We start from the raw sequence: 26,261 nt of genomic DNA on the forward strand, positions 1-26,261 counted from the left end.
TCAGCCTTCAATGGGGTTGTCGGCGGTCAATGTCGATAGCAGCAGCTCGGCCGCGGCCGCGGGGGAGAGTTCGTGGCGGTCGACTCGGCCGAGAGCGGTTTCTCCCGACTGGTTCTGGATGATCTGGTGAGCGCGGTCGCGCAGTTCGAGCTCGATGCGATCGGCCACCTCGTCTCGGCGTCGGCGGCAGCGACGGCGGATCAACTCGCCGGAGTCGTGAAGATGGGCGGTGTGGCGCTCGATCTCCGCCCACAGATCGTCGATGCCCTCCCCTTCGGTGGCAGTGGTCAACACGATGGGGGCTCGCCAACCGCCCCGGTGGCCGAGGTCGAGCATCAACTCCAGGTCGCGGCGGGCGCCTCGGGCATCGGGGCGATCGGCCTTGTTGACCACGAAAATGTCGGCCACCTCCAACAACCCGGCCTTGTTGGCCTGTACCGCGTCGCCCCAGCCGGGCGTCACCACCACCACGGTGGTGTCGGCCGCCGCGGCGATCGACACCTCCACCTGACCGACGCCCACGGTCTCCACGATGATGGGATCGCAGCCGGCGGCATCCAGCACCCGGACGGCGTCGGGCACGGCCACCGCCAGTCCCCCGGCGTGGCCGCGGGTGGCCATCGATCGGATGAAGGCACCGCTGCCGACATGGCTGTCCATGCGGATCCGGTCGCCCAGAATGGCGCCGCCGGTGAGCGGGGAGCTGGGGTCGATGGCCAGAATGGCCGGACGGGATGCCCCCGAGACCGGGGCCAACCGCCCAGTCAAAGTGGACTTGCCCGTTCCCGGAGCGCCGGTGACTCCCACCACTCGGGCATGGTCGGCATCGCGATGAGCCCGCTCCGACACCATGGCGGCGGTGTCGCCCCGCTTCTCCACCATGGTGAGCAGCTTTCCGAGAGCCCGCCGGTCGCCGCCTCGGGCTGATTCAAACAACTCGTCGAGCGGGTCGCGGCTCATCGTGCGTACAGATCGTGGGCTGGCTGAGGGCTCACTGGGCGGCGATGTGGCGGTCTACGGCCGCTTTCACTGCGGATACCACCTCTTCGGCCGATGCCCCGGGACCGATGACCGCGGCCACACCGAAGTCGATGAGGGTGGAGACATCGTCGGCCGGGACGATGCCGCCGATCATCACCGGCACGTCCAAGCCGGCTTGGTCGACAGCCTGCACCATTCGGGGTGCCAGGGTGAGATGACCGGCGTTGTGCATGGAGAGGCCGATGACGTCAGCATCTTCCTGCTCGCAGGCGGCCACAATGCTGTCGGTGGTTTGGCGCAGGCCCAGGTAGATCACTTCCATTCCGGCATCTCGGAGCGTGCGGGCCACAACCTTCAGCCCGCGATCGTGGCCGTCGAGCCCCAATTTGGCCAGAACCACCCGGATCGGTGCTTCGAATTGGGCGTCGGGGGGGAGCGATGTGTCGGCAGGTGGCTCGCTCATTGGCTCACACCACCGCGGTCTCCACATAAGTGCCGAACACCGTCTCCAAAGCAGCGACAATCTCGCCCTCGGTGGCATAGGTTTGCACCGCGTCGATGATGGGCGGCATGAGGTTCACGTCGGGCTGCTCGGCGGCTTCGACCAACGCGGCGAGAGAAGCCCTGACCGCGTCGTCGTCGCGCTCGCCGCGAATTTGCGCCAGGCGCTTGAGCTGTAGTTCTTCGGTTTCGTGGCCGATGGACAAAAGATTGGCCTCTTCGTCATCGCCCTCGGTGAACTCGTTGACCCCCACGATGATGCGCCGTCCAGCATTGACCTCGCGCTCGTAGCGGTAAGCGGCATCAGCGATCTCGCCCACGAAGTACCCGTCTTCGATGCCGGCGTAGGCCCCTTCCAGCATGGAGCCGTTGCCCAACTGGTCGATGTGGTCGAAGATCTCGCTGGCCTGGCGCTCCATCTCGTCGGTCATCCATTCCACGAAGGGAGCGCCGCCCAACGGGTCGACCACCGAGGCGGCTCCGGTCTCGTGGGCCACGATCTGCTGGGTGCGAAGGGCGATGCGGGCGGCTTTCTCGGTGGGCAGGGCCAGAGCCTCGTCGTATGAATCGGTGTGCAGGCTTTGGGTGCCGCCCAACACCGCAGAAAGGGCCTGGATGGCCACTCGGGCGATGTTGTTCTCCGGTTGTTGAGCGGTGAGGGAGACTCCGGCGGTCTGGGTGTGGAACCGACACATGAGCGACTTGGGGTTGGTTGCGCCGTAGCGGTCTTTCATCCAGGTGGCCCAGATCCGGCGGGCGGCCCGGAACTTGCCGATTTCCTCGAAGAAATCGCTGTGGGCGTTGAAGAAGAACGAAAGGCGGGGGGCGAAGTCGTCCACGTCGAGGCCAGCGGCGACGGCGGCCTCCACATAGGCGAAGCCGTTGGCCAGGGTGAAGGCCAGTTCTTGGGCGGCGGTCGAGCCCGCCTCGCGGATGTGGTAGCCGGAAATGGAGACCGGATGCCAGCGGGGCATCTCCGCGGTGGTGAACCGAATCAGGTCGGTAACCAGCCGCACCGATGGGCGAGGCGGGAAGATGTACTCCTTTTGGGCTTGGTACTCCTTCAAGATGTCGTTCTGGATGGTGCCGCCCAGCTCGGCCCGGCTTACGCCGTTTTTCTCGGCCACCGCCACGTACATGGCCATAGCGATGGCGGCTGGCCCGTTGATGGTCATCGACGTGGTGACCCTGCCTAAATCGATGTCTGCGAACAGGTCCTCCATGTCGGCCAGGGTGTCCACCGCCACTCCGGCTCGGCCGACCTCGCCGATCGCCCACTCGTGATCGGAGTCGCGGCCCATGAGGGTGGGCATGTCGAAGGCCGTGGACAGCCCGGTTCCCCCGGCTCGGAGCAGGGCGTGGAAGCGGGCATTGGTGTCGGTGGCGGTGCCGAATCCGGCGAACATCCGCATGGTCCACAACTTGCTGCGGTAGCCGGTGGAGTACAGCCCCCGGGTGTAGGGGTATTCGCCCGGCTTCAACTCATCGCCGTAGAAGGGGTCGAGGGGGATTCCCGACATCGACTCGACCATCAAGGAATCCTATCATGGAAGTCCGATAGTTGGAAGTGCAACTATCGGTTAAAGCCAGTCAATTTCAAGGAAAACGGGGGTTTTGCGAGTTCGGGGGCTGGTTCAGCTTCTCACCAATTGACCGGGCAGGGCGCCGGTCAGCTCCCCGTCGGCCAGCACTGCTTGCCCGGCCACCAAGGTGGCGACAAAGCCGTTGGCTTTTTGAATCAGCCGACGCCCGCCTGCGGGAAGGTCGAACACCATCTCAGGGGCTCGCAGGCTGAGCCGGTCGAAGTCAATGAGGTTGATGTCGGCCCGCTTCCCGGTGGCCAGCGTGCCCCGGTCGTCGAATCCGACCAATGCGGCGGTGTCGGCGCACTGCCATTTGATGAGCTGCTCCACCGGCAGGGTCTCGCCCCGCGTCCGGTTGCGGCCCCAGTGGGAGAGGAGGAAGCTGGGCATGCTGCCATCGCACAAGAACCCGACGTGGGCGCCGGCATCACCCAGACCCGGGACGCTGAGCGGGTGGTTGAGCATCTCTTTGGTGAGCTCGAAGTCGCCGTCGCCGTAGTTCATCACCGGCACATAGAGGAGTTCGGTGCCGTCGCGGGCCAACAAGGCGTCGTAGAGGGCCTCGTGGGGGTTAACCCCCCGTCGGGCGGCGCCGGCGGCCACGCTGGCATCGGGGGAGGGCTCGTAGTCGGGGAATTCGCCCAGCGGGAAGAGCTTGTCGAGCTGATTGAAGGTATGGACGGGCTGGGCGGCCAGCTCGGCCACCAGGCGGGCCCTGACTTCGGGCTCGCGTAGGCGGGCCACCCGCTCGGAAAGATCGAGGGCGGCGAACTGGTGGTAACCGGGGCACGAGAGGAGCGCGTGGTAGGTGGATTGGAGGCCCACGAGCACGCCCACTGGTCGGCTGGCCACCTGGGCTCGCACCGGGATGCCGGCCGCGTCGGCCTGGGCGATGCGGTCGAGGAGTTGGTGGCCCAGATCGGGACGGCTGTCGGGGACGGCGATGGTCATGGACAGAGGACGGCCGCTGAGCCGGGCCATCTCGGCCACCAAGTGGAACTCGGCATCCAGATCGCCCCAGTCGCCCACCATCTCGAACACGCCCCTGCCGGTTTGCCCCACGGCCTCGGCGATGGCCCACAGCTCGGGCGCACCGGCGGTGAGGCTGGGCGTGTGCTCGCCGTCTTTGGTCTTGTGGTTGATGGTGCGGCTGGTGGTGAAGCCCACCGCGCCGGCGGCCACGCCTTCGGCGGCCAGCCGGGCCATCTCGGTGATCTCTTCGGGGGTGGGGTGATTGTCGTGATCGGCACCCCGCTCGCCCATGACGTAGGCCCGGAGCGCACCGTGGGGCACTTGGGCGGCCACGTCGATGGTGCGGGGTTTGCGCTCGACGGCGTCGAGGTATTCGGGGAAGCTCTCCCACTCCCATTCGATGCCCTCGGCGAGGGCCGCACCGGGGATGTCCTCCACGCCTTCCATCAGGCCGATGAGCCACTCCTCGGAGCCGGGGCGCACCGGGGCGAAGCCCACACCGCAATTGCCCATCACCACGGTGGTCACCCCATGCCACACCGACGGGGTCATGTCGGGGTCCCAGGAGACTTGGCCGTCATAGTGGGTGTGGATGTCGACAAAGCCGGGGGTTACCAAGAGGCCGTCGGCGTCCAGTTCCTGACGAGCTGGGCCGACGTTCTTGCCGATATCGGTGATGATGCCGCTATCGATGGCGATATCCGCGGTGAACGGTGCCTGGCCGGTACCGTCGACGACTGTTCCGGCGCGGATTGCGAGGTCGTGCATGTGGTGAGGTTAGTTCGTTTGCCGTTACCGGCCTTCGGTGTGGCGGCGAGCTGTTGCTTTTGCCCGCGGGTTTAGGTGTAGAGGAATTTGAGGGTGGGGTGGTTGTTGAGGGGTGTGGTGTCTGCGATGGGGTTGTGGGTGATGTGGAGGAACCAGAGGCGGGGGAGTGTGGCGATGGGGGCGATGTTTTTGATGTTGTTGTGGGAGAGGCGGAGGTGGGTGAGTTGTTGGAGTCCGGCGAGGGGGGCGATGTCTGTGATGTTGTTGAGGGTGAGGCGCAATATGGCGAGTTGTGTGAGCCCTGAGAGGGGGGAGATGTTTGCGATGTTGTTGTGGGACAGGGTGAGGCGTTTGAGGTTTGTGAGCCCGGCGATGGGTTCGAGGTCTGTGATTTGGTTGGAGGAGGCGCTGAGGCGTTGGAGTTGGGTGCGGTTGCGGAGCGGTTCGAGGCTTTGGATGCGGTTGATGTCGATGAACAGGGTTTCGAGCCGGGGCAGTGGGGGCAGGTCGGCGATGTCGGCGAGGTCGTTGAGGATCAAGTTGAGGTGCTCGAGGCGGCTGAGGCCCGCAAGGGGGGCGAGGCTTTGGACGCGGTTGGATTGGAGGTCGAGTTCGCGCAGCTGGGCGAGCGCTGAGATGGGGGCGAGGTCTGTGATGTGGTTGCCGGGCAGCTCGAGGGTTCGAAGGGCGGTGGCGTGTTGGAGGCCGTCGAGGCTGCGGATGGGAGCAGGGTCGTTTCGGCGGGCGGCTCGTTTGAGGGTTTCGAGTCCGGCGAGCTGTCCGGCGGTGGGGTGCTGGTCGGGGCGCAGGCCCAGCGCGTTCCGGACCGCGGCGAGAAGCGACGCGTCGGCGATCAGCGAAGGCGCGAGGCTCTGGGGGCGGGCATGCACGGTGCTGGTCAGCGCGTCGAGGGGCGAGGTGTCGGCGATGAGGTTGTAGCGCACGTCCAGATAGCCCAGCCCCGACAAGCCGCCCAGCGTGTTGGCGGCGGCGATCCGGTTGCCGTCGGCCCACAGGCTGCGAAGGCCCGACAGGCCGGCGAGGGGCGAGGTGTCGGCGATGTCGTTGTCGAACACATACAGCGCCCCCAGCGCCGACAGGCCGCCCAGCGCCGACACATCGGCGATCCGGTTGCCGCCCAGGCCCAGCGAAGTCAAACCGCTCAGGCCCCGCAAAGGCGAGACGTCGGAGACCTCGTTGAACGACACGTCCAAACCGGCCAGCCCCGACAGGCCCGACAGCGCCGAGACATCGGAGACCTCGTTGGCGTGCAGCCGCAAAGACCGCAGCCCCACCAGACCCGACAACGCCGACACATCCGAGAAGTCGTTGCCGCCCAGGCCCAGCGCGGTGAGTCCGGTCAGGCCCCGCAGAGGCGACACGTCTGAGATCCGGTTGGCACCCAGCTCCACCGCCGCCAGGCTCTCCAGACACGACAGCGGCTCCAGATCGGCCACGTCATGGCCATACAGGTCCAGCACCCGCAGGCCCGAGGCGTGCTCGAGCCCCGACAGATCCGACACCCGCCCCCCGCCGGAGGCAGACGACAGCCCGCCCGCGGGAAGCGACAGCTCACCGAGCGCGCCCAGCTCCGCTGCGGTCACCGCCTCGCCCGCCGCCTTGCCCAAAGCCCGCTCGATCCCCGCCCGCAGAACCGCGTCGCCCACCGCCACCGCCTCGGCGCCGCCGACCGCCCCGGGGCAGGCGAACCCCCCGCCGCCGGGCCCCGCAACCGCGCCCGGCGCGCCGCCCTGCTGCGGGGCGCCGGCCCCGGGCGGCCCGCTCACTGTGTCGGCCAGCGGGTAGGCCCGGGCCGGGGGAATATAGCCGCGGGGCTCTTCTTGCCGGTCGAGCAGGCGCTGCTGCTCTTCCTCGAAGCGCTGCTGCTCTTCGAGCAGGTGCTGCTGCTCGGCGCCGGCTTCGGAGTCCTCGGCCTGCCCGCCGACACTGCCGGACCCCCCACCGGCACCGGTTGTCTGGCTGTTCGAAGCGGGACTGCTGGTTTGGGGGCGCGGCGGCCGTGGCCGGACGACGGAAACCACATAGCTGGCTGCGGTGCCGACGCCCAAACGGGAGATCGCAGCAGGGACTTGTGGGCGGACACGGATCGTGACGATGTGCCGTTTTGCGGGTTCCAGGGTGCGAGAGCGGGCCCCCCAGCACACCGCCGCTTGGTCGGCTTTGATCCCGCAGGAGTGATCCTTGCCGGCGGCAACTGTGGTGAACTTGCCGGCCGGCGCGGCCAACTTGCCGGAATCGTGGTCTCCCCAGCACACCGCGCTCTGGTCGGTCTTGATCCCGCACGAGTGGTAACGGCCGGCGGACACAGCGGTGAACTCGCCTGTTGGAGCGGTCAACCGGCCGTAGCTCAACCCGCCGATGGTATTGGGGCCCCAGCACACCGCGCTCTGGTCGGCCTTGATCCCGCAGGTGTGCGAACTGCCTGCGGACACTGCGGTGAACTCGCCGGCCGGGGCGTCGGTTTCACCGTTGGGGTTCCAGCCCCAGCACACCGCGCTCTGGTCGGCCTTGATCCCGCAGGTGTGCGAACTGCCTGCGGACACCGAGGTGAACTCGCCGGCCGGGGCGTCGGTCTGGCCGGAGCGGTTGGAGCCCCAGCAAACCACGCCGGAGTCGCTGGCTTTGATGGCGCAGGAGTGCGAACTGCCCGCCGAGATCGCGGTGAATTTGCCGGGCGGCGCGTCCGACTGGCCGTGGCGGTTGGAGCCCCAGCACACCGCGCTCTGGTCGGCCTTGATGGCGCACGAGTGGACCCCGCCGGCGGACACTGCGGTGAACTCGCCTGCTGGGGCGTCTGACTGGCCGTCGTTGTTGCCTCCCCAGCAGACCGCGCTGCCGCCGGCCCGGATTCCGCACGAGTGCTCATTCCCAGCTGCTATCGAAGCGAGCGGCCCCGACGGCGCGTCCTGCTGCCCCCAATCATCGTCTCCCCAGCACATGACTGCGCTATCGGTCTTGATCCCGCAGGTGTGGGCCCAGCCTGCGGACACTGCGGTGAACTCGCCGGCCGGGGCGTCGGTTTCACCGTTGGGGTTCCAGCCCCAGCACACCGCGCTCTGGTCGGCCTTGATCCCGCAGGAGTGCGAACTGCCGGCGGACACCGAGGTGAACCTGCCGGCCGGGGCAGCGCTCCTCGAGCCGCCGATCCCCCAGCAGACCGCGCTCTGGTCGGTCTTGATCCCGCAGGAGTGCGAACTGCCGGCGGACACTGCGGTGAACTTGCCGGGCGGCGCGTCGGCCTGGCCGGAGCCGTTGGAGCCCCAGCAGACCGCGCTCTGGTCGGTCTTGATCCCGCAGGTGTGGTCCCTGCCGGCGGACACTGCGGTGAACTTGCCGGGCGGCGCGTCCGTCTGGCCGGAGCCGTTGGAGCCCCAGCAGACCGCGCTCTGGTCGGTCTTGATCCCGCAGGTGTGGTCCCTGCCGGCGGACACTGCGGTGAACTTGCCGGGCGGCGCGTCCGTCTGGCCAAGGTGGCCGAGGCCCCAGCAGACCGCGCTCTGGTCGTCTTTGATCCCGCAGGTGTGGTCCCGGCCTGCGGACACCTGGGTGAACGACCCCGGCGGCGCGTCCGACCGCCCATGGCTTTGCCATGAGAAACGCTTGTCCCAGCATGCCGCGGTCTGGTCGGTCTTGATGCCGCAGGTGTGGTAACTGCCTGAGGAGATCTGGGTGAAGCCCCGGTCGGTGCTGAGGGCGATTTGGTGGCCGGGGGTGTCGGGGTCGGCGTCGGGGGGTGTGGTGGTCGCGCCGCCGCCGGTCGCGGTGAGCGACACGGTGATCTGGTTCCAGTGGGCCGGGGCGGTCGCTCTGTAGTAGCCGGTCTCTGAGTCGAATGCGGGGTCCAGTTCCAGTTCGGCACAGGATCCCGCGGCCAAACAGACGGTGCCGTATCCCGGCCCGTAGATCCGCAGCGACTCCAGGCGGGGCGACTCGATGGTGTGGATGCGGTAGGCGCGCTGCTCGCCGTAGCCCCACAGCGACTCGACGGTGATCGTGATCACCTCGTCAGACGGCAGGCGGACCTGGTGGCCCGGCGCGCCCGCATCCGCGTCCCCAGGGAAGATTCTCACCACGTCGGACGCGGCCGCCTTTTGTGCTGTCAGCGTCCCGGTGCCCCGCGGGGTCTCCGCCACATAGTCCGCCTTGTTGGTGTTGAACACCGGCCCGAGCAGTTCTTTGCCGGCTGGGCTGGTCAAAGACAGGTCTCTCAGCGCGGCTGTGGAACCCCGGCCGAAGCTGTGGTCGCCCCAGCACCGCACGCCTCCGGTGGGGTGCCCGATGCGCGACGCCACGAGGCCGCAGGTGTGCGCGAACCCCGCCGACACCTCGGCGAACGATCCGGCGGGCGCGTCGGCTTGGCCGTAGCCGTTGTAGCCCCAGCACACCGCCACGGCGTGCTCGGACCCCGGCAGTATGGTCTGGGTCTCGTTTCGCATCCCGCAGGTGTGCGCGAACCCTGCGTCCAGCGACTGGAACCCCAGCGAGGCGGGCATCCCGGCGATCGCGGCGGCGTCGCCCCAGCACAGCACCCCCGTCAGGTTCGTCACCCCGCAGGTGTGGCGGCCGCCCGCCGAAATGTCTTTGAACAGCGCCCCCGCAGGAACTCTGGCCTGCCCATAGTCGTCGTTGTCGTCATAGTCGTCGTCGCCCCAGCACACCGCGGTGTAGTTGTCCCGCAGCGCGCACCAGTGGTTCCAACCCCCCGACAGCTTCTCGAATTCGCCCGACGGCACTGCGGCCATGCGCACCCCGGTCTTGTTGTGCCAGCACACCGCCTCGCCCCCAGGGCGCAGCCCGCAGGTGTGCGACTGTCCGGCCGCGATCTGGGTGAACGCCCCCTGCGGCGCGAACCTCGCCACCCGCGAGTCCGCTCCCGACCAGCACAGCACCGTGCCCCGCTCGTCGCCGGGCCCAAGCGGTCGCAAACCGCACCCGAAACCGAGCAGGCCCACCGGCGCAGAGATCTGCGAGAACGCCTGGCCCACGGGCACCGCCGCGACCAGATCCCCGTCGCCCCAGCACCGAACCGCCTTGTTCGCGAACAGCCCGCACGAGAACGCACCCCCCGCCGCAACCGAACTGAACCCGCCCAAGTGCTCCGGAACCCGCTGAGCGCCCAGAATCTTGCCCAGCTCGTCCACCGCCCACGCCGGATCCACGATCCCGTGGCCGAACTCCTTTGACGGCGGACCCGCCGCAGGGTCGCCGGCGCGCCGCCGCGGCGTCCATCTCGCCGCATCTTGCGGTGACGGCGGCTGGGAGATGTGGTTGGCGGACCTCTCCAAAGCGGCCCGCACCTGGCCGACCGTCGCCTCGGGATGGCGGTTCAGCATGTGGGCCACCACCCCCGACACGAACGGCGCGGCTGCTGATGTTCCCGATCTTGTCTCTGTGCCGCAGCTGTTGGCGGCGGTGCATTTTTCGGTGGACCGGATCAAATCGCCTGGCGCGGCGATGTCCACCAGCGTGTTCACAGAGCTCATCTCAAGGCGGTATCCGCCGTGTTTGACCGCGGCGACTGAGATCACGTCCTGGTACACAGACGGGCTTTGGACGAAGTTGTGCTCGGGGCAATCCACCCACTCCCACCTTTTCTTCGTCACTTTCTGGGTGACGCCGTCGACCTCTTTATTCCTCGTCTCGTCGCTGTCGTCGCCGCAATTGCCGGCGGAGGTCACCGGCACCACTCCCAGCATCGACGCGGCGCGCAGCGCAGCCTCGAAGCTGTCCTCGCCTTTGGAGCCCGTCGGCACCCCGCCCACATCGACGCCGTCACGCTCACCGGTATTTAAGCGGAACGACATGTTGATCACCCGGGCCCCGGCGTTCACCGCCGCCGCGACCGCCGCCGTCGCCGTCAAACAAGCCCCCCCGGGAATCATCCGCACCGGCAAAAGCCCCGCACTAGGAGCCACCCCGGCCACCCCCACATCATTGCCCGCCTCGGCTGCCACAATCCCCGCCACATACGTCCCGTGCTTTTCTTCGGGGGCGCCTGGATCAGCATGACAGCCCCCCAACCCCGCACCAACACGACCAACAAGATCAGGATGACGCACATCCACAAACTCATCCAACACCGCCACCGTCACCGGATTGGCCACAACCCACCCCTGCCACAAACCGTTCTTTGCCACCCTCACGTTCCCCTGCCTATCCAATTCGAACTCCCCGGTGATGTCGGGGGTGAGGTGCCACTGCCCGCAGCACGGGCCGCTGGGCTCGCGGTCTTTTTCGGTGTCGTCGTAGTGGCCGGTCTGGTCGGTCTTGTCGGGCATATTCTTGGGCGGCGGCGGGTGGGTGTAAGCCGGATCGTTTGTGTCGTGGTCGGGGACGATGCTGCGGATGGGCTCGTCTACGGCGAACACCGTGGGGTCTGAGGCGAGCAGGTCGCGCACCTGGCCGATGGTTCTTCCGGCGAGGTCGGCGTACTCGACGAGCAGGCAGCCGCCGGCGATGCGGACAACCTCGGCCACCGTCAGTTCCGCGTCCGGGTCGCCGAGGTCGGCGGGCGGGGCGACGATGGTGATGCCACCTACATCGAGGGCGGGGGCCGCTTCGCAGTCGGCCCGGCCCGGCGTGATCGTGGCGGCGGCCTGACCGAGGCGCTCGAGGTCGATGCCAGAGCGCGTCGGGGCGGTGAACGGGTCGAACACCGGCTCGGCGGCGTCGGGTTCGGCTGCGAACGCGGGCACGGCGACCTCGAAGCTCTCCGACCACTCCGACAAACCCCAGGGGTTGCGGGCCCGCACCGCGAACCAATACGACCCCTGATCCTGCGGCAGGCCGGCCACCACCGCCGAGGGCCCGTCGAGCTCCACAGCCACGCCGCCCGCGGGCTCGCGCTCTGACAAAAGCGCCCACCCATCGGGGCTGCGCCACATCACCTCGTAGCCGGACGCGCCCGCCGTGTCGTCCCACTCCAGCCACACCGCGCCGGGCACCGCCCACTCGCCGCCCGCCGAAAAACCCCCGGCCAGAACCGGCGCCGCACCAGCAGCGCCGCCGTCTACAACAGCGGCACCGGCCGAACCCGCCAGCTCGGACTCAAACGCCGAAGACGCCGGGACTGCGGAAGATGGGGGGGGGTGACTGCGGGCCCTCGCCGGGCAGGGCCTGCACAGACTCCGGCGCCACCAGCCCCGCCGACAACACCGCAGCTGCGAGAACAAGACGAACAACCGCCCGCCCGCGCCGCCCAAACAGCCCGACACCTCTTCGACACAACCCACTCATAGTCAGCGCAGATGCTGGCCGCCCCAACCAGAGTGCGCCAAATCGCCCGATCACAGACAAGGCACTCCGCCGGGCCGGGCCCGGCGCTCAGGCTCGCTGTCTGGCTCAGTCGGGTCGGTCGGTTTCCGGCTGCTCTACCGGGGCAGCAGACGGCTCAGGCATCACCTCGATCCCGCCGGGCGCGGCCGGTGAGATGGTGTCGCCACCATTATGCTGCACCACCCGTATCGCCGCAGCTGCGCACTCAGCAGCGATTATCCGCCGCTGGGTTCCCGGCCGAGCAGTTGTGAATGACGACCGCTGCATAGCCGGACCGGACCGTGGCGGCGGTGGGCGGGCTGGTTCGAATCAGGTTTTTTGGCGAATGGTTCCGGCCGGTGGGAGGGTTCGTTGGCTCAGCCGGGGCATCCTCCGTGTTTTTCGACGGTGCAGACCCGGTCTATGTCCCAGTGGTAGGGCTGGTCGTGGCTGTGGCCCCAGCACACTGCCCGGCCGGTTGCTGTGATGGCGCAGGCGTGCCGCGGGCCCACGTCCACGGCCGTGTATTGGCCCGCGGGCGGATCGACTTTGTCGCCGGCTCCGTGGAATGGCTCCCCGCCGAAGCCAAGGCCGACGGGATCCCAGCCGCTGTTGACCACATAGTGCCCTGACCAGAAGTCCTCGCCGACATCGGCGAAGCGGCCCGAGCAGACCATGTCCCGTCCGGTGCCGATCGCGCACACCGCCCCGCTAGGGCCCACCGCCACGTCGGCGAATCCCGACTCGAATCGGCTGTCTAAAGCGATGGCCGCCCGGCGGTCCCAAGGCCAGCACACCACCGCCCCGCCCGCCGCCGAGACACCGCAGAACACCCCGGCGCTGGCCGACACCCGGACCAGCGGCAGAGCGCTTGCAGGCGGATCCCCGACCAAACCGGTCATGTCAAACGACCAGCAGGAGACCTCGCCGCCGTCGGCCGACACCCCGCACCGCCCACGGCCGTCGACATCTGCGAACCGGCCATCAGGACTCGACATCGTCATCGGTCCGATCTGGGTCGTCTGTCCGGTCATGGAATCATCGCTGAGGCGGTCATAGGCCCAGCACTCCACGGATTGGTCGGGGCGCAGCCCGCAGAACTCCAACTCGTGTTGGTGCTTCCAGGGCCTCCCGTCGAAGAGCCGGGCGAATGTTCCCTCGGGGACATCCGACAACTGGCCAAAGAACTTGCCCCAGCACACCACGGATTGGTCGGGGCGCAGCCCGCACACCAATTCTTCGCCGAACGCCACGATGTGGGCGAGTTGCCTGTCGCCATGGCTCGCACCCAGGTCCCCGAAGTCTCCGTTGGCCACGGACAGATCAGCGTCCCAGCACACCTGCTCATCGTGGCGGCGCTCGCAGAACTGGTGGATGTCGGCCGGTATCTCATACAGCCGTTTTGACCCTCCCCAGCACACCTGCTCGCCGCCGGGACGCAATCCGCACGAACTAACCGACCACCGGGCCGACACTTGGGCGAACTCCCCGTTTGGAGGGTCGGCTTTGCCGTAGCTGTTGTCGCCCCAGCACACCGCCTGGCCGCCGGTGTCGAGGGCGCAGGCGTGGTCCACGCCCGCGGATACCTGGGTGTAGCGGCCTTCGGGGGGGTCGGCTTGGCCGTGTTGGTTGTCGCCCCAGCACTCCAGCTCGCCTCCGGGTCGCACCCCGCAGCCGTAGGCCAAACCGGCGGACGCGTCGGCGAACGCCCCTTGGGGAAGCACGGCGGCGGGTTCTCCCCCGGAGCAGTCGAACCCGCCTCCGGGGTGCAGCGCGCACACCTCGTAGTCCACCACGAGCGAGGCGACTCGGCCCTCGGCCGGCTCTTTGCCGCTCCAGCACGCCGCCAACCCGTCGGCTCGCATCCCGCACACCCCTGCTGGGCCCGCGGCGATGTCGACGAAGCCCTCCGACCAGGCCGAACCCCCGGCGGTGCGCAGCTCCCATCGGCGGGCCTCGCCGCTGTCGGCCGCCGCCACCACTTGCGCGGCGCCCGCGTCGTCGAGCCTGAGACCCCAGCACACCACCACCTTGTCGGAGCGCAGCGCGCACACATGGTCTTCGAGGTAATAGCTGTCGGGGCTTTGCCACACCTCCACCGCCAAGAACTCCCCATCCAAAGGCGCGTAGTCGACAGCCCGGTCATATCCCCAGCACACCACCCGACCGTTGTCGCGTATCCCGCAGCTCGAAAAGCCGCCCACCGCGACGTCCACAAACACCCCTTCGGGCGCGTCCAACCGGCCCAAACCCGGATACAAGCTAGCCGTGGACACCACCGGCTCAGGCGACACCGTCGCCTCAACACCGCCCTCAGGTTCCACCGACCCGCCAACACCGTCCTCAGGCTCCACCGACCCGGCCGGGGACCCCCCGCCGCCCCCGCAGCCGCTGGCCACCACCGCCACCGCCAACACCACCGCGGCCAGCCAGACCTGGTGCCTAACCGAACTCAACCACACCACCCCCACAAACCAAACACTCCGCAACCATCACCGCCCGATCCTAACCAGACGCCCGACACCCGCACGATCGGCACAACATCCGAAGACGGCGCGCAGACCGCACTCTGGCCTGTCGTAGCCGCCTGTTGCGAAGAATCGGGTGTACGCGCCGTGCTTTGGACAACGCCCCGGCCAAATCGTTCTTCTCCACACTCCAACATGAGTTCATCTCACACCGGGCCCGGACCACCAGAGCCCAAGCCCAACGAGAAATCTCCCTATGGCTCCACATCGGGGGCGTAGCCGTATGCGGGCTCGGAAACGGCGAACACGGTGGGGTCTTGTGCGAGGAGGTCGCGGAGTTGGGCGATGGTTCTTCCGCCGAGTTCGGCATATTGGACTAGCAAGCAGCCGCCGGTGATGCGGACTACCTCAGCCACCGTGCCGGCGTCGGCCGAATCCGGCGGCGCGTCGGCTAAGGCGATGCCGGCCACATCGGTGGTGGCGGCCGCGGCGCAGTCGGCTTGGCCGGGGGTGATCGACGCGGCGGCCTCGCCGAGGCGCTCCAAATCGATGCCGGAGCGGGTCGGAGCGATGAACGGGTCGAACAGCGGCTCAGGCGACACCGTCGCCCCAGCACCGCCCCCAGGTTCCACCGACCCGGCCGGGGACCCCCCGCCGCCCCCGCAGCCGCCGGCCACCGCAGCCAACGCCACCACCGCGGCCAGCCAGACCCGGCGCCTAACCGAACTCAACCACACCACCCCCACAAACCAAACACACCGCAACCATCACCGCCCGATCCTAACCAGCCGCCAAACCCCGACGCACAGCACCCGCCGCCCATCCCGGGGGGAACCTCAAGAAGCTCAGTGGTTAGTCTCTCGGCATGAGTGATGATGCTGCGATCAGGAATGTTGTTGCCCGGTTGGCGATTTTGGCGGATGAGGGGGATTTGGAGGAGTACGTGGACTTGTTCACCGACGACGCTCGCTGGGATATGCCGGGGGGAGAGTTGCAGGGCCGGGACAACCTCTTGGCCGGGGCAATTGAGCGGCGCGCCGCAGGCACCGTGGGGCCGGGGAGCAATACGCGGCACGTGATCACAACTCAGGCGGTGTCGGTGGACGGCGATGAGGCTGCTTCTGATGCCTATTTCCAGTTTTGGGTGAACACGGCCGCTGAGCCTTCGATCGCGTTGTTTGGGACGTATCAGGATCGCTTGGTGCGGACAGGCGGCGGGTGGAAGCTGGCCCACCGCACGATCTCATTCGGATAAGGCTCATTCGGCTAGGGGTGCCAAAAATGTCTGTGCTTGAAGACCGGGTGGCGGTGGTCACCGGTGGGGGTCGGGGGATTGGGCGGGCCATCGCGGTGGGCATGGCCCGGGAAGGGGCGACGGTGGTGGTTTCGTCCCGGACCCGACAGCAGCTTGACGCGGTTGTTGCCGAGATTGAAGCCACAGACAGCCAGGGGCTGGCGGTGGTGGCGGATGCGTCCGATGAAGATGATGCACGGGCGCCGGTGCGGGCGGCGATGGCCGAGTTCGGGCGCGTCGACGTGCTGGTGAACAACGTGGGGGGCTCGTCGGGAGGCAACCATGATCCGTTTTCAGGTGACGCCGAGGCGTTCATGGGGACTTTGCGGCTGAACCTGATTTCGGCCTTTTGGACCAGCCAGGAAGCGCTGGCCCCGATGCGAGAGCAGGGCTATGGCCGCATTATCAACATCGGCTCGGGTGCGTCCAAGCGGGCGGCGGCCAGCGTGGCCTACACCGCGGCCAAGCACGGACTCGTAGGCCTCACCAAGCAGCTGGCCATGTCGGCGGCACCGCACGGGATCACGGTGAACTGCCTCTGTCCGGGATGGACCAACACGGCGCTAGTGGACTTCGAAAAGCTGGCCTCGGCCAAGGGGATCACCGCGGCCCAGGCCGAAGCCGACGCCCATGCCGACAGCGCCCAGCGCCGAGTCTTGGAGCCCGAAGAGCTGGCCCCAATGGCCGTGCTACTGGCCTCAGAAGCTGGCGCCGGCATCACCGGACAGGTGATCAGCGTGGATGGCGGCTACCGTCTCTAAGGAGAGGTGGTCATATGGCCTTAATTGAGGTTGTCGATGATCTGAAAGTCACGCCGATCACTGGGGTGGTGGGTGCCTATATCGAGGGCGCGGATCTGGTCCAATGGCTGGAGGATACGGCCGGGCCAGACCGACTGAGGGAGTTGCTGTTCACCTATGGGGTGATCGCTATTCGGGATCAGAGCCTTTCACCTGTCCAGCACAAGGCCATTGGAGAAATATTCGGGCCTCTGCACACTCATCCGTTCGCAGTCAACATGCCCGAACATCCCGAGATCCTCGTCTTGGAAACCACCAAGATGAACAAGGTGCTGAAATGGCACGCCGACGCGTCTTTCGAAGCTGCACCGCCACTGGCGTCGTTCCTCTATGCCTTCGAAGTGCCACCGGTGGGTGGGGACACCCTGTTCACCAGTGCTCAGGCGGCCTATGAGGGCCTGTCACCGGAGTGGCAGCAGCGCTTGGAGGGGTTGCGGGCGGTTCACTCCAGCACGGCAACCTTCGGGCCCAAGGGCACATACAAGCGCCACTGGGACAAGCCCCGCCACGAACATGATGACGTGGAGAACTTCCACCCGATTGTTCACACCCATCCCTACAACGGCCGCCGAGGGCTCTACGTGAACTCGCAATTCACCGTGGCCATTGAAGGCATGGACCCGGCGGAGAGCCAGTGGCTGCTTGAGTTCTTGTGGGATCACATCGCCAGCATTCAGTTCCAATGCCGGGTGAATTGGGAACCAGGAACCCTCACCATCTGGGACAACCGGGCAGTACAGCATGCCGCGGTTCCCGACTGGAGCGAGGGGCGTCGTTTCATGCAACGGGTCACCGTGATCGGTCCTCCAATCGAGTAAACAGAGCCGCAGTGGAGATTGCGGCGTTCCAACATCTCATGGATGACCTTTACGGTCCCCAAGACCGCGAGCGGGGCATCCCGGCAACTGTGGCTTGGCTGTGCGAGGAGTTGGGGGAGCTAGCGCAGGCGGTGCGCAAGGGCGATGACGCGGAGCGGCTGCACGAGCTGGGCGATGTGCTGGCCTGGTTGGCGTCGTTGGCGAATCAGTTGGGGCTGAGCTTGGAAGAAGCCGCCTTGCGATACCGCGACAACCCGCCCCGCTAGGCGGGGAGCAACGCTTCCGCGATCTGGATGGCGTTGAGGGCGGCGCCTTTGCGGAGGTTGTCACCGGCTACGAAGAGGGACAGGCCGTGTCGGACGGTGGGGTCGACGCGGATACGGCCGACCAAGGTGGGGTCGATGCCGGCGGCGGCCAGCGGGGTGGGAACGTCGTCGACCACCACGCCGGGAGCGGCCGACAGCAACCCGGTGGCCCGCTCGGGACTGATGGGGCGATCGAACTCGGCGTTGATGGTCAGGCAGTGACCGGTGAACACCGGCACCCGCACGCAGGTGGCGCTCACCGCCAGATCGGGGAGCTCCAGGATCTTGCGGCTCTCCTCCACCAGCTTGCGCTCCTCGGAGGTCTCCCCGGAATCGTCGTCGATCCAAGAGCCGCATTCGGGGACCACATTGAAGGCGATGGGGGCGGCGAACACCGACGGTGCTGGGAACGAAACCGCTTGGCCATCGTGGGTGAGGCCAATGGCATCGTCGGCCACCTTGCGCACCTGCTCGTCCAGCTCGGCCACGCCGGCCAGACCGCCTCCCGAAACCGCCTGATAGGACGAGATCACCAGACGGCGCAACCCGGCCTCGATGGCCAACGGCTTGAGCACGGGCATGGCCACCATGGTGGTGCAGTTGGGGTTGGCCACGATTCCCTTGGGAATGTCAGCCAGGGTGTGGGCATTGACCTCGGGCACCACCAGGGGCACATCGGGGTCCATCCGCCAGGCCGAGGAGTTGTCGATCACCGTGGCTCCGGCTTCGGCCACTCGGGGGGCGAGTTCCCGAGAAGTAGCTCCGCCCGCGGAGAACAAGGCGATGTCCACCCCTCGGTAGTCGGCGATAGCGGCATCCTCTACGACGAGGTCTTGATCCCGCCACGACATGGTGCGGCCCGCGGAACGGGCCGAGGCCAGCACCCGCAGCTCGTCAACCGGGAAATTGCGCTCATCCAACAGGCGAAGCATCACTCCGCCCACCTGACCGGTGGCCCCGAATACTGCGACTCTCACCGCGATAAGCCTACTTTCGGTGCGGCAAAAAACCGGTGCCGTTATCGGGACAGGCCGAACGCCTCGTGCAGCGCTTGAGTGGCCTTATCAGCATGTTCTTGGCGGATCACGCAGCTGATGCGGATGGGAGACGTGGAGATCATCTCGATGTTGACCTGGTTTTCCGACAAGGTCTCGAACATGGTGGCGGCCACGCCGGGGTGCGACTTCATTCCCGCACCCACCAGGCTGATTCGGGCGATGTCTCGGTCGGCGGTCACGCCGGTGGCGCCGATCTCGGCGGCCACTGTCTTGGTGATGTCAGCGGCCGTGTCGACATCACCGTCGGGAACGGTGAAGGAGATATCGGTGATGCCGTGCTCAGAGGCATTCTGCACGATCATGTCCACGTTCACGCCGGCGTCGGCCAGCTGACGGAACATGGCCGCGGCCACACCGGGACGGTCGGCCACACCGGTCACGGTGATCTTGGCCTCGGAGGTGTCGGGGGTGACTGATCGGATGATGGGTTGCTCCATGGAGGGCTCCTCTTTGACCACCCAGGTTCCCTGCTCCCAGGTGAATGCGGATCGGATATGCAGCTTGACCCCGTAGTTCTGGGCGACCTCGACGGAGCGCATCGCCGGCTTGGGGCAGCCCACCGCGGTCATCTCCAGCAGTTCGTCGAAGGAGATGCTGCTCAACTTGCGGGCGTCGGCGCATACTCGGGGATCGGTGGTGAACACCCCGGACACGTCGGTGTACAGCTCACAGGCGTCGGCGCCCAGGGTGTGGGCCAGCGCCACCGCGGTCGTATCGGAGCCGCCCCGGCCCAAGAACGTCACGTCGTTCTCGGTGCTCACCCCTTGCGACCCGGCCACCACCGGCACCCGGTTGGCCTCCAGCGCGGCCTGAACCCGTTCAGGGGTGATCTCCAGGATCTTGGCGTTGCCGTGATTGGTGTCGGTGATGAAGCCGGCCTGGCTGCCGGTGAAGGAGTCGGCGGGCACTCCCAAATCGTGGAGAGCCATACATACCAGGGCGCAGGCCTTGCGCTCGCCCGCGGTGATGAGCATGTCCAATTCCCGGCCCGGCTGGGTGTCGGACACCGCCGAGGCCAGCCCCAGCAGCTCGTCGGTTTCCTTGCCCATGGCGCTGATCACCAGCACCACGTGATCGCCTCGAACCCGGCATCGGCGCACATGGTCGGCCACCTCGCGGATGCGGTCGGCGTTGGCCACCGACGTCCCGCCGAACTTCTGTACCACTAAGGCCACGACATAAAACGCTACCGGCCCTTAGTGGGTACTTCGGTGGTTGTATTGCGAGTTTTTGGGACCGCTAAGTTTCTGGCAATGGCCACGAGCAAGAGGCAGCGCCAGCGTGATCGTCGGCAGGTGGCCCAACAGCGGGCCAAAACAACTGCAGTCCGCGGTCGGATTCGCTCTCGAGGAGCGCGGATCGCCCTGATCACCGCGGCGATTGTGGTGGCCGTGGTGATCCTGTGGCTTTGGGCTCGAGGCAGCGACGACGAGAGTGCCCCAGATGTGGGCGAAGACGTGGTGTTTCCTGAACTTCCCCCGCCCCCGGCTCCCGGTGGAGAGCGGACACTCGCATCGGCTCCAGAGCAGTCCCTTGATCCGAGTATTCGGTATTCGGCGGTATTCGATACCAGCGTCGGGATAATCCGAGTGAGGCTCGACCAAGGGCTGTCCCCGGAGGCGGTGAACGCCTTCGCAGCCTTGGCGGAGGAGGGCTATTACGACGGAACGGCCATCTTCTACACCGATGACGTCGGCGGGTACATCCAGGGCGGATCGCCCCACACCAACTCCGCCGACGATCCTGGCCCAGGATTCACGGTGACGCCGAGTGGGTCGGCCGACTACGAAGCTGGCCAGCTTCTGTGGTCGGCCGAGGGTAATTCGACCGGACAGTTCCTCTTCTTAGCCCGGGACGGGTTTCAGCCTTCCCAAGCGGTTTCCGGCCTTACGGTCGTGGGCGAGATCGAGGACAATAGCCTGAATTTGGTCCGGACCATTTTGAACAGCCACGTTGACAACCCCGACACTGCTTTCGGCGGACGGCCGGCGGAATCGGTCATCGTCAACTCAATCGACATACAATCCACCGACTTCACCCCTGAAGGGAGCATTGACTTGAGCGGATGTCCGCCAGCAGACGGTTCGGGACCCCAGGTTCTGGATTTCGACGGTCCCCACCCCATGTGCCTGGACGTGTCCAAGCAGTACACCGCGGTGTTCGACACCACCTCCGGTGAGATGCGGATCGACCTCGACGTGACCAACACGCCGATCACGGCCAACAACTTCGCGGTGTTGGCCCGATACCACTACTACGACAACACGCTGTTGTTCCGGACCGATCCGAGCATCGGCATTATCCAGGGCGGGGCGCCCCACACCAACTCCCCGTCTGATCCCGGCCCGGGCTACACCATTCCCGACGAAGGCTCGGGGTTCACCTATGAGCCGGGCCAGATCGTGATGGCCCGCACCGCGGCGCCCAACAGCGCCAGCGCCCAGTTCTTCTTCGCCGTCAACGAGAACACCGCCCTGCTCAACAACCAGGGCACTTACGTGGTGTTCGGCCAGATGGACGATGCCGGCCTGGCGGTGGCGGAGGCCATTTTGGCCAGCCACGTTGACCAGCCCGGCAACCGGCTGGGCGGGGGTCCTGATCCCCAGGTGATTGTCAACTCGGTCACCATCGAAGAATCCGGCTAGCCCCGCAGCCCCGTCTTTCTCGGTGGGGCAGAGTATGGGGGTGAGGCTTGTTCCCGAGCCCAGCCAGTGGGAGTTTCCTCCTGCGGAGTCGGCTGATGAGCATGGCTTGGTAGCAGTGGGGGCCGACTTGGCCCCGGGCACGCTGCTGGCCGCCTATCGATCCGGCTTGTTCCCGATGCCATTGGGGCGCACCGACAAGCTGGGATGGTGGTCGCCCGATCCTCGGGGAGTGATCCCGCTCGACGATCTCCGGGTGACCCGCTCGCTGCGGCGGTCGCTGCGGCGCTATCGGATCACCACCGATGTTGCCTTTGCCGATGTCATCGACGCTTGTCGAACCATCGAGCGGCCCCACGGATGGATCTCGCCGGACATCCGGGATGCTTATGTGCGGTTGCACGGCCTGGGTTGGGCACACAGCGTGGAGGCGTGGTCGGAGGATGGGGAGTTGGTGGGCGGGCTCTATGGGGTGTCGATCGGCGGGCTATTTGCCGGGGAGTCGATGTTCCATGTGGATCGCGACGCGTCCAAGGTGGCGCTGGTGTCTTTGGTGGGGAGGTTGAATCACGGTGGTGTTGCTCGGCTGCTGGATGTGCAGTGGGCGACGGAGCACATGCAGAGCTTGGGTGCGGTGGAGATTCCTCGGAGTGAGTACCTGGCGCGTTTGAAAACCGCGATAAAGCAGCCTTCGGCGCCGTGGGGGGGTTAGTTGAGGCGGGTAACTGTGTTGCCGGTGTGGATGGGGCCGGGGGTAACTACTCGGGCGTTTATGCCGCGGAGGTTTAGGGCTCGGCCGGTGGGGGAGTTGACGAATCGGAGGGCGTCGAGGCCGAATCGGCTGGAGAACTTGCCACAACCTGTGTGGGGTTCGGCGGTGACTTCGATGACGGCTTCGCCGATGGCGAGCTGGGTGCCAGCCGGGAGGGTTTCCAAGCTGATGTCGAGGTCGATGTAGAGCTGGTCGCCAGCGAGGGCCCACCGTTCAATGGGCCCGGCCACCGCGGCCGCGGCTCGGGCGTTCATGATGTTGAGCTGGGCGTCGAGGAGGGGACCGCCGTCGGGGGTCTTGGTTGAGCTCCGCTGGTTCCAGGTGTCGCCGACCAAGCCTTCGTCCAGGCTGAGCATCCCGGTGTCCAACACCTCTCGCTCGTCCACTGCCGGTCGGCGCACGATCAGCTTCAGCGTGCCGTGGTCGGCGGGGGCTTGGCGTATGTGGTCGAGCGCGCCTTCCAGCTCTTCGGGAGTTCGGTGGCGGGCGGGATCGGCGGTCATCGTTTCAGAGTCAGCCGCCGTCTGCGGGTTGCTGCGGGTGCGCTCCACCAGCGACCGCTGAACCGCCAGCGGGGCGCGTGAACAGCGGGCGGCTCGTCGGTGGCGGGACGGGGCCAAAGAGCTTCATGGGCCGCCAATATGGCAGCCACCTCGGCTTCGGTTGGCTGAGGAGTGATCTGGATGATGCTCATGTCTTCAAGGATCGTTACAGCGGGATAACCCCGTGCTTGCGGGGCAGCAGCTCCTCCCGCTTTGAGCGGAGCATCTCGAATCCGGCGATCACCAGCCGGCGGGTGTCGGCGGGGTCGATCACGTCGTCGATGTAGCCCCGCTCAGCGGCGATGTAGGGATTGGCGTAGCGCTCGGTGTAGTCGTCCACCAACTCGGCCCGTCGAGCGACGGGGTCGGCGGCCGACTGGAGTTCGCGACGGTGGATGATCTCCACCGCCCCCTGCGGGCCCATGACGGCCAGCTCGGCCCCTGGCCAGGCGAACGACAGGTCGGATCCCACCGATTTGGAGTCCATCACCACGTAGGCCCCGCCGTAGGCCTTCCGGGTGATGACCTGGATGCGGGGCACGGTGGCCTCGCAGTAGGCGTACAGCAGCTTGGCCCCATGGCGGATGATGCCGCCGTGCTCCTGGTCGACGCCGGGCAGAAAGCCGGGGACGTCCACAAAGGTCAGAAGCGGGATGTTGAAGGCGTCGCAGGTCCGCACGAAGCGAGCCGCCTTGGACGACGACTCGATGTCGAGCACCCCGGCCAGCACCATCGGCTGATTGCCCACCACACCGACGGTGTAGCCGTTCAATCGGGCGAAGCCGCACACGATCGACTGGGCCCAGTGGGCGTGGTACTCCATGAACTCCCCGTCGTCCACCACGGCACCGATCACTTTGCGCATGTCATAGGGCAAGTTGGGGCTGTCGGGCATGATGTCCCGCAGCTCAGGGGCCAGCCGCTCGGGATCGTCGGTTGCGTCAACCTGGGGAGGTTCCTCGAGGTTGTTGGCCGGCAGGTGGCTGACCAAAAAGCGGACCTCGTCCAGCACCTCCTCCTCAGTCTGGCCCACGAAGGTGGCCACCCCCGACTTGGTGGAGTGGGAGCGGGCCCCACCCAGATCCTCCAGGGTGACCTCTTCGCCGGTGACCGTTTTCACCACGTCGGGGCCGGTGATGAACATGTGCGACTTCTCGGCCACCATGAACACGAAGTCGGTCATGGCCGGGCTGTACACCGCCCCCCCTGCGCACGGACCCAAGATCACGCTGATCTGGGGGATGACGCCCGAAGACTTGACGTTGCGGTGGAAGATGCCGCCGTAGGAGTCGAGCGATACCACCCCCTCTTGAATGCGTGCGCCAGCGCCGTCGTTAAGGCCGATCATGGGCGCGCCCACCGACAGGGCCAGGTCCATCACTTTGTGGATCTTCTCGGCGAACACCTCCCCCAGCGCCCCGCCGAACACGGTGAAGTCTTGGGCGAACAGGAACACCTTGCGGCCGTCGATGGTGCCCCAACCGGTAATCACGCCATCGGTGTACGGGCGTTCCTCGATACCGCTGTCCAGCGCCCGATGGCGGGCCAACATGTCCAGCTCGTGGAAGGAGCCGTCGTCGAGGAGGTACTCGATGCGCTCCCGAGCCAGCATCTTGCCCTTGTCGTGCTGGCGGTCGACCGCTCGCTGGGGTCCAGCGTGGAGCGCCTCGTACTTGCGACGCTCCAAGTCGTTGAGGCGGTCTTTCATCGAGTGCTCGGCCATTGTGGTGACAGGCTACATGGGGTTCGGGTCGGTAGCCTCGTTCTCATGTCGATGGATTCCGGGCCGGCACAGAGGCGCGTGGCGGTGTTTTGCAGTTCTTCTTTGGGTACTGAGGCGGGGTTTTCGGAATTGGCGGCTGATTTGGGGCGGCGGTTGGCTGACGAGGGCATTGGGGTAGTGTTCGGCGGGGGTCGGGTGGGGCTTATGGGGGTGATGGCCGACGCGGCCATGGCCGCGGGCGGTGAGGTGATCGGGGTGATCCCGAACTTTCTGGACGAGATCGAAGTGGCCCATCAGGGGCTGACCGAGCTCCACCTGGTGGCCGACATGCACGAGCGCAAGCAGCTCATGTATTCGCTGTCCGACGGATTCTGCGCGCTGCCGGGCGGGTTGGGGACCCAAGAGGAGCTGTTCGAGGCCGCCACCTGGACGCAGCTGGGGCTGCACGAGGGCGGGCGGTACAAGCCGGTGGTTCTTCTGGACCGAGACGGGTTCTGGAAGCCGTTGGCCGCGTTTCACCGACAGCTTGTCGATGTTGGGTTCATAAAGCCGAGCAAGGCCGAGATCATCAAACGGGCTGAGTCGATCGACGAGGCCCTGGAGCTGCTCTACCCGTCTTCGAGTTGAGATTGGAGGCCTTCCACGGCCTCGATGAACTCTTCAACGAGGTTGTAAACCACTTGGCGGGCGGGGAGGGATTGGTTCATGGCACCCACGATTTGGCCGACGAAATAGTTCGTCAGCTTCTCGGCACCGCTGCCGGGGTGGTGGGCCACCCGGTCGATGCGGCGGCGGGGCTCGCCGGTCAGCATGATCTGAAGCGGCATGGGGAGAGGGTCGGGGGTATCGGACCGGTTCCACTCCTCGGTCCAGGCCGAGCGCAGCATCCGGGCCGGCTTGCCGGTGATAGTGCGGGACCGCTCGGTGTCAGACGATCCAGCAGCCAGGAACTTCTGCTTGACCGCGGGGTGGGTTTCAGCCTCCTCGGTGGTAAGCCACACCGAACCGCACCATGCCCCCTGGGCACCGAGGGCCATGGCTGCGGCCATTTGGCGCCCTCGGCCGATACCCCCCGCGCCCAACACCGGCACCGGGGCCACTGCGTCCACTACCTCGGGGATGAGAACCATCGAGCCCACCTCTCCGGTGTGGCCGCCAGCCTCGTATCCCTGAGCGACAATGATGTCCACGCCGGCGGCCACATGGCGCTCGGCGTGGGCGGCCCGGCCAGCCAGGGCGGCTACCCGGGCGCCGGCGGCGTGGCTCTGGGCGATCATCTCGGGGGGAGGCGGGCCCAGCGCGTTGGCCACCAGGGCAGGTTGGTAGGCCAAGGCGATCTCGAGTTGGCGACCGGCGCGGCGGTCCGACAGCGGGGCCGCGGGACCCCAGTCCCGGGGTGAGCTGTCGTCGGGTGGTAGCGGCGGCACTTCATAGCGCTCGAGCATCTCGTCGAGAAATCGCCGGTGCTCGTCAGGGATGAGTGCGTAGGCCTGCTCGACATCCAGCCCGCCCTGTTCGACACCCTCGTAGCGAGCGGGAACGACAAGATCGACGCCGAAGGGGCGGTCGCCGACCTGCTCTTGGATCCAAGCCAGGTCGGTTTCCAGATCTTCCTCGGTGTGTCCGACAACGCCCAGCACACCCAATCCACCGGCCCGGCTGACCTCGGCGGCCACATCGCGGCAGTGGGTAAAGGCCAGGATCGGGAACTCGATGTCAAACATCTCGGTGACCGCAGTACGCATATCTGGTCTTCCTT

At 66.8% G+C, this 26,261-nt stretch carries 20 protein-coding genes; 7 read left to right on the forward strand and 13 right to left on the reverse strand.

Going from position 1 to position 26,261, the window contains the following annotated elements; all coding sequences use genetic code 11:
- From meaB to ACOGJC_RS10545, 8 genes are all read right to left on the reverse strand, one after another.
- Window positions 1-960 (reverse strand): methylmalonyl Co-A mutase-associated GTPase MeaB, encoded by a 960-nt coding sequence (meaB, locus tag ACOGJC_RS10510; RefSeq protein WP_419844952.1) that lies wholly within the window; start codon window positions 958-960, stop codon window positions 1-3.
- Between the two features lie 31 nt (window positions 961-991).
- Window positions 992-1,444 (reverse strand): cobalamin B12-binding domain-containing protein, encoded by a 453-nt coding sequence (locus tag ACOGJC_RS10515; protein WP_419844953.1) that lies wholly within the window; start codon window positions 1,442-1,444, stop codon window positions 992-994.
- 4 nt (window positions 1,445-1,448) lie between these two features.
- Complete coding sequence (locus ACOGJC_RS10520; RefSeq protein WP_419844954.1) at window positions 1,449-3,014, reverse strand: acyl-CoA mutase large subunit family protein; 1,566 nt, start codon at window positions 3,012-3,014, stop codon at window positions 1,449-1,451.
- Window positions 3,015-3,116: 102 nt separating this feature from the next.
- The gene (locus ACOGJC_RS10525; protein WP_419844955.1) at window positions 3,117-4,805 is read right to left on the reverse strand and encodes an N-acyl-D-amino-acid deacylase family protein; all 1,689 of its coding nucleotides are present in this window, start codon (window positions 4,803-4,805) and stop codon (window positions 3,117-3,119) included.
- A 71-nt stretch (window positions 4,806-4,876) separates the two neighbouring features.
- Entirely contained in the window at window positions 4,877-11,770 is a 6,894-nt protein-coding gene (locus tag ACOGJC_RS10530) for a leucine-rich repeat domain-containing protein (RefSeq protein WP_419844956.1), read from the reverse strand.
- A gap of 397 nt (window positions 11,771-12,167) precedes the next feature.
- Window positions 12,168-12,368, reverse strand: coding sequence for a hypothetical protein (locus ACOGJC_RS10535; protein WP_419844957.1), 201 nt, complete (start codon window positions 12,366-12,368; stop codon window positions 12,168-12,170).
- A gap of 89 nt (window positions 12,369-12,457) precedes the next feature.
- Entirely contained in the window at window positions 12,458-14,536 is a 2,079-nt protein-coding gene (locus ACOGJC_RS10540; protein ID WP_419844958.1) for a hypothetical protein, read from the reverse strand.
- A 266-nt stretch (window positions 14,537-14,802) separates the two neighbouring features.
- Window positions 14,803-15,279 carry a hypothetical protein gene (locus ACOGJC_RS10545; protein WP_419844959.1) on the reverse strand — a complete coding sequence of 159 codons (477 nt, stop codon included), beginning with the start codon at window positions 15,277-15,279 and terminating at the stop codon, window positions 14,803-14,805.
- 134 nt (window positions 15,280-15,413) lie between these two features.
- Here ACOGJC_RS10545 and ACOGJC_RS10550 point away from each other — a divergent pair, with 134 nt between their 5' ends.
- From ACOGJC_RS10550 to ACOGJC_RS10565, 4 genes are read left to right on the forward strand one after another with little or no spacing between them, the layout of a single operon-like run.
- Entirely contained in the window at window positions 15,414-15,803 is a 390-nt protein-coding gene (locus ACOGJC_RS10550; RefSeq protein ID WP_419844960.1) for a nuclear transport factor 2 family protein, read from the forward strand.
- A 26-nt stretch (window positions 15,804-15,829) separates the two neighbouring features.
- The gene (locus ACOGJC_RS10555; RefSeq protein WP_419844961.1) at window positions 15,830-16,603 is read left to right on the forward strand and encodes an SDR family NAD(P)-dependent oxidoreductase; all 774 of its coding nucleotides are present in this window, start codon (window positions 15,830-15,832) and stop codon (window positions 16,601-16,603) included.
- Window positions 16,604-16,617: 14 nt separating this feature from the next.
- Complete coding sequence (locus ACOGJC_RS10560; RefSeq protein WP_419844962.1) at window positions 16,618-17,460, forward strand: TauD/TfdA dioxygenase family protein; 843 nt, start codon at window positions 16,618-16,620, stop codon at window positions 17,458-17,460.
- Between the two features lie 38 nt (window positions 17,461-17,498).
- Window positions 17,499-17,726: a MazG nucleotide pyrophosphohydrolase domain-containing protein gene (locus ACOGJC_RS10565; protein ID WP_419844963.1), complete on the forward strand. Its 228-nt coding sequence runs from the start codon at window positions 17,499-17,501 to the stop codon at window positions 17,724-17,726.
- Here ACOGJC_RS10565 and ACOGJC_RS10570 read toward each other — a convergent pair.
- Together ACOGJC_RS10570 and ACOGJC_RS10575 are read right to left on the reverse strand one after the other, a co-directional pair.
- Window positions 17,723-18,697, reverse strand: a complete 975-nt coding sequence (locus tag ACOGJC_RS10570; protein ID WP_419848225.1) for an aspartate-semialdehyde dehydrogenase — start codon at window positions 18,695-18,697, stop codon at window positions 17,723-17,725. The two genes, ACOGJC_RS10565 and ACOGJC_RS10570, sit on opposite strands and share 4 nt — an antisense overlap.
- An 86-nt stretch (window positions 18,698-18,783) precedes the next feature.
- Entirely contained in the window at window positions 18,784-19,998 is a 1,215-nt protein-coding gene (locus ACOGJC_RS10575; protein WP_419844964.1) for an aspartate kinase, read from the reverse strand.
- 78 nt (window positions 19,999-20,076) lie between these two features.
- Here ACOGJC_RS10575 and ACOGJC_RS10580 point away from each other — a divergent pair, with 78 nt between their 5' ends.
- The gene (locus ACOGJC_RS10580) at window positions 20,077-21,468 is read left to right on the forward strand and encodes a peptidylprolyl isomerase (RefSeq protein WP_419844965.1); all 1,392 of its coding nucleotides are present in this window, start codon (window positions 20,077-20,079) and stop codon (window positions 21,466-21,468) included.
- A 34-nt stretch (window positions 21,469-21,502) separates the two neighbouring features.
- Window positions 21,503-22,177 carry a leucyl/phenylalanyl-tRNA--protein transferase gene (aat, locus tag ACOGJC_RS10585; RefSeq protein WP_419844966.1) on the forward strand — a complete coding sequence of 225 codons (675 nt, stop codon included), beginning with the start codon at window positions 21,503-21,505 and terminating at the stop codon, window positions 22,175-22,177.
- Here the strand turns inward: aat and ACOGJC_RS10590 are convergent.
- Window positions 22,174-22,740: an MOSC domain-containing protein gene (locus tag ACOGJC_RS10590; RefSeq protein WP_419844967.1), complete on the reverse strand. Its 567-nt coding sequence runs from the start codon at window positions 22,738-22,740 to the stop codon at window positions 22,174-22,176. The genes aat and ACOGJC_RS10590 overlap by 4 nt on opposite strands.
- Before the next feature lie 205 nt (window positions 22,741-22,945).
- Window positions 22,946-24,487 (reverse strand): acyl-CoA carboxylase subunit beta, encoded by a 1,542-nt coding sequence (locus tag ACOGJC_RS10595; protein WP_419848226.1) that lies wholly within the window; start codon window positions 24,485-24,487, stop codon window positions 22,946-22,948.
- 66 nt (window positions 24,488-24,553) lie between these two features.
- On the opposite strand from ACOGJC_RS10595, the gene ACOGJC_RS10600 reads away from it, so the two are divergent.
- A complete protein-coding gene (locus ACOGJC_RS10600) occupies window positions 24,554-25,129 on the forward strand; it encodes a TIGR00730 family Rossman fold protein (RefSeq protein WP_419848227.1) in 576 nt (191 codons plus the stop codon).
- On the opposite strand, the gene ACOGJC_RS10605 is transcribed toward ACOGJC_RS10600, so the two are convergent.
- On the reverse strand, window positions 25,111-26,247 hold the full coding sequence (locus tag ACOGJC_RS10605) for a nitronate monooxygenase (RefSeq protein WP_419844968.1): 1,137 nt from the start codon (window positions 26,245-26,247) through the stop codon (window positions 25,111-25,113). The genes ACOGJC_RS10600 and ACOGJC_RS10605 overlap by 19 nt on opposite strands.
- Between the last annotated feature and the right edge of the window lie 14 nt (window positions 26,248-26,261).

The organism is Candidatus Poriferisocius sp., from assembly GCF_965204015.1.
In the GTDB taxonomy this organism is placed as follows: Bacteria; Actinomycetota; Acidimicrobiia; order Acidimicrobiales; family Bin134; genus Poriferisocius.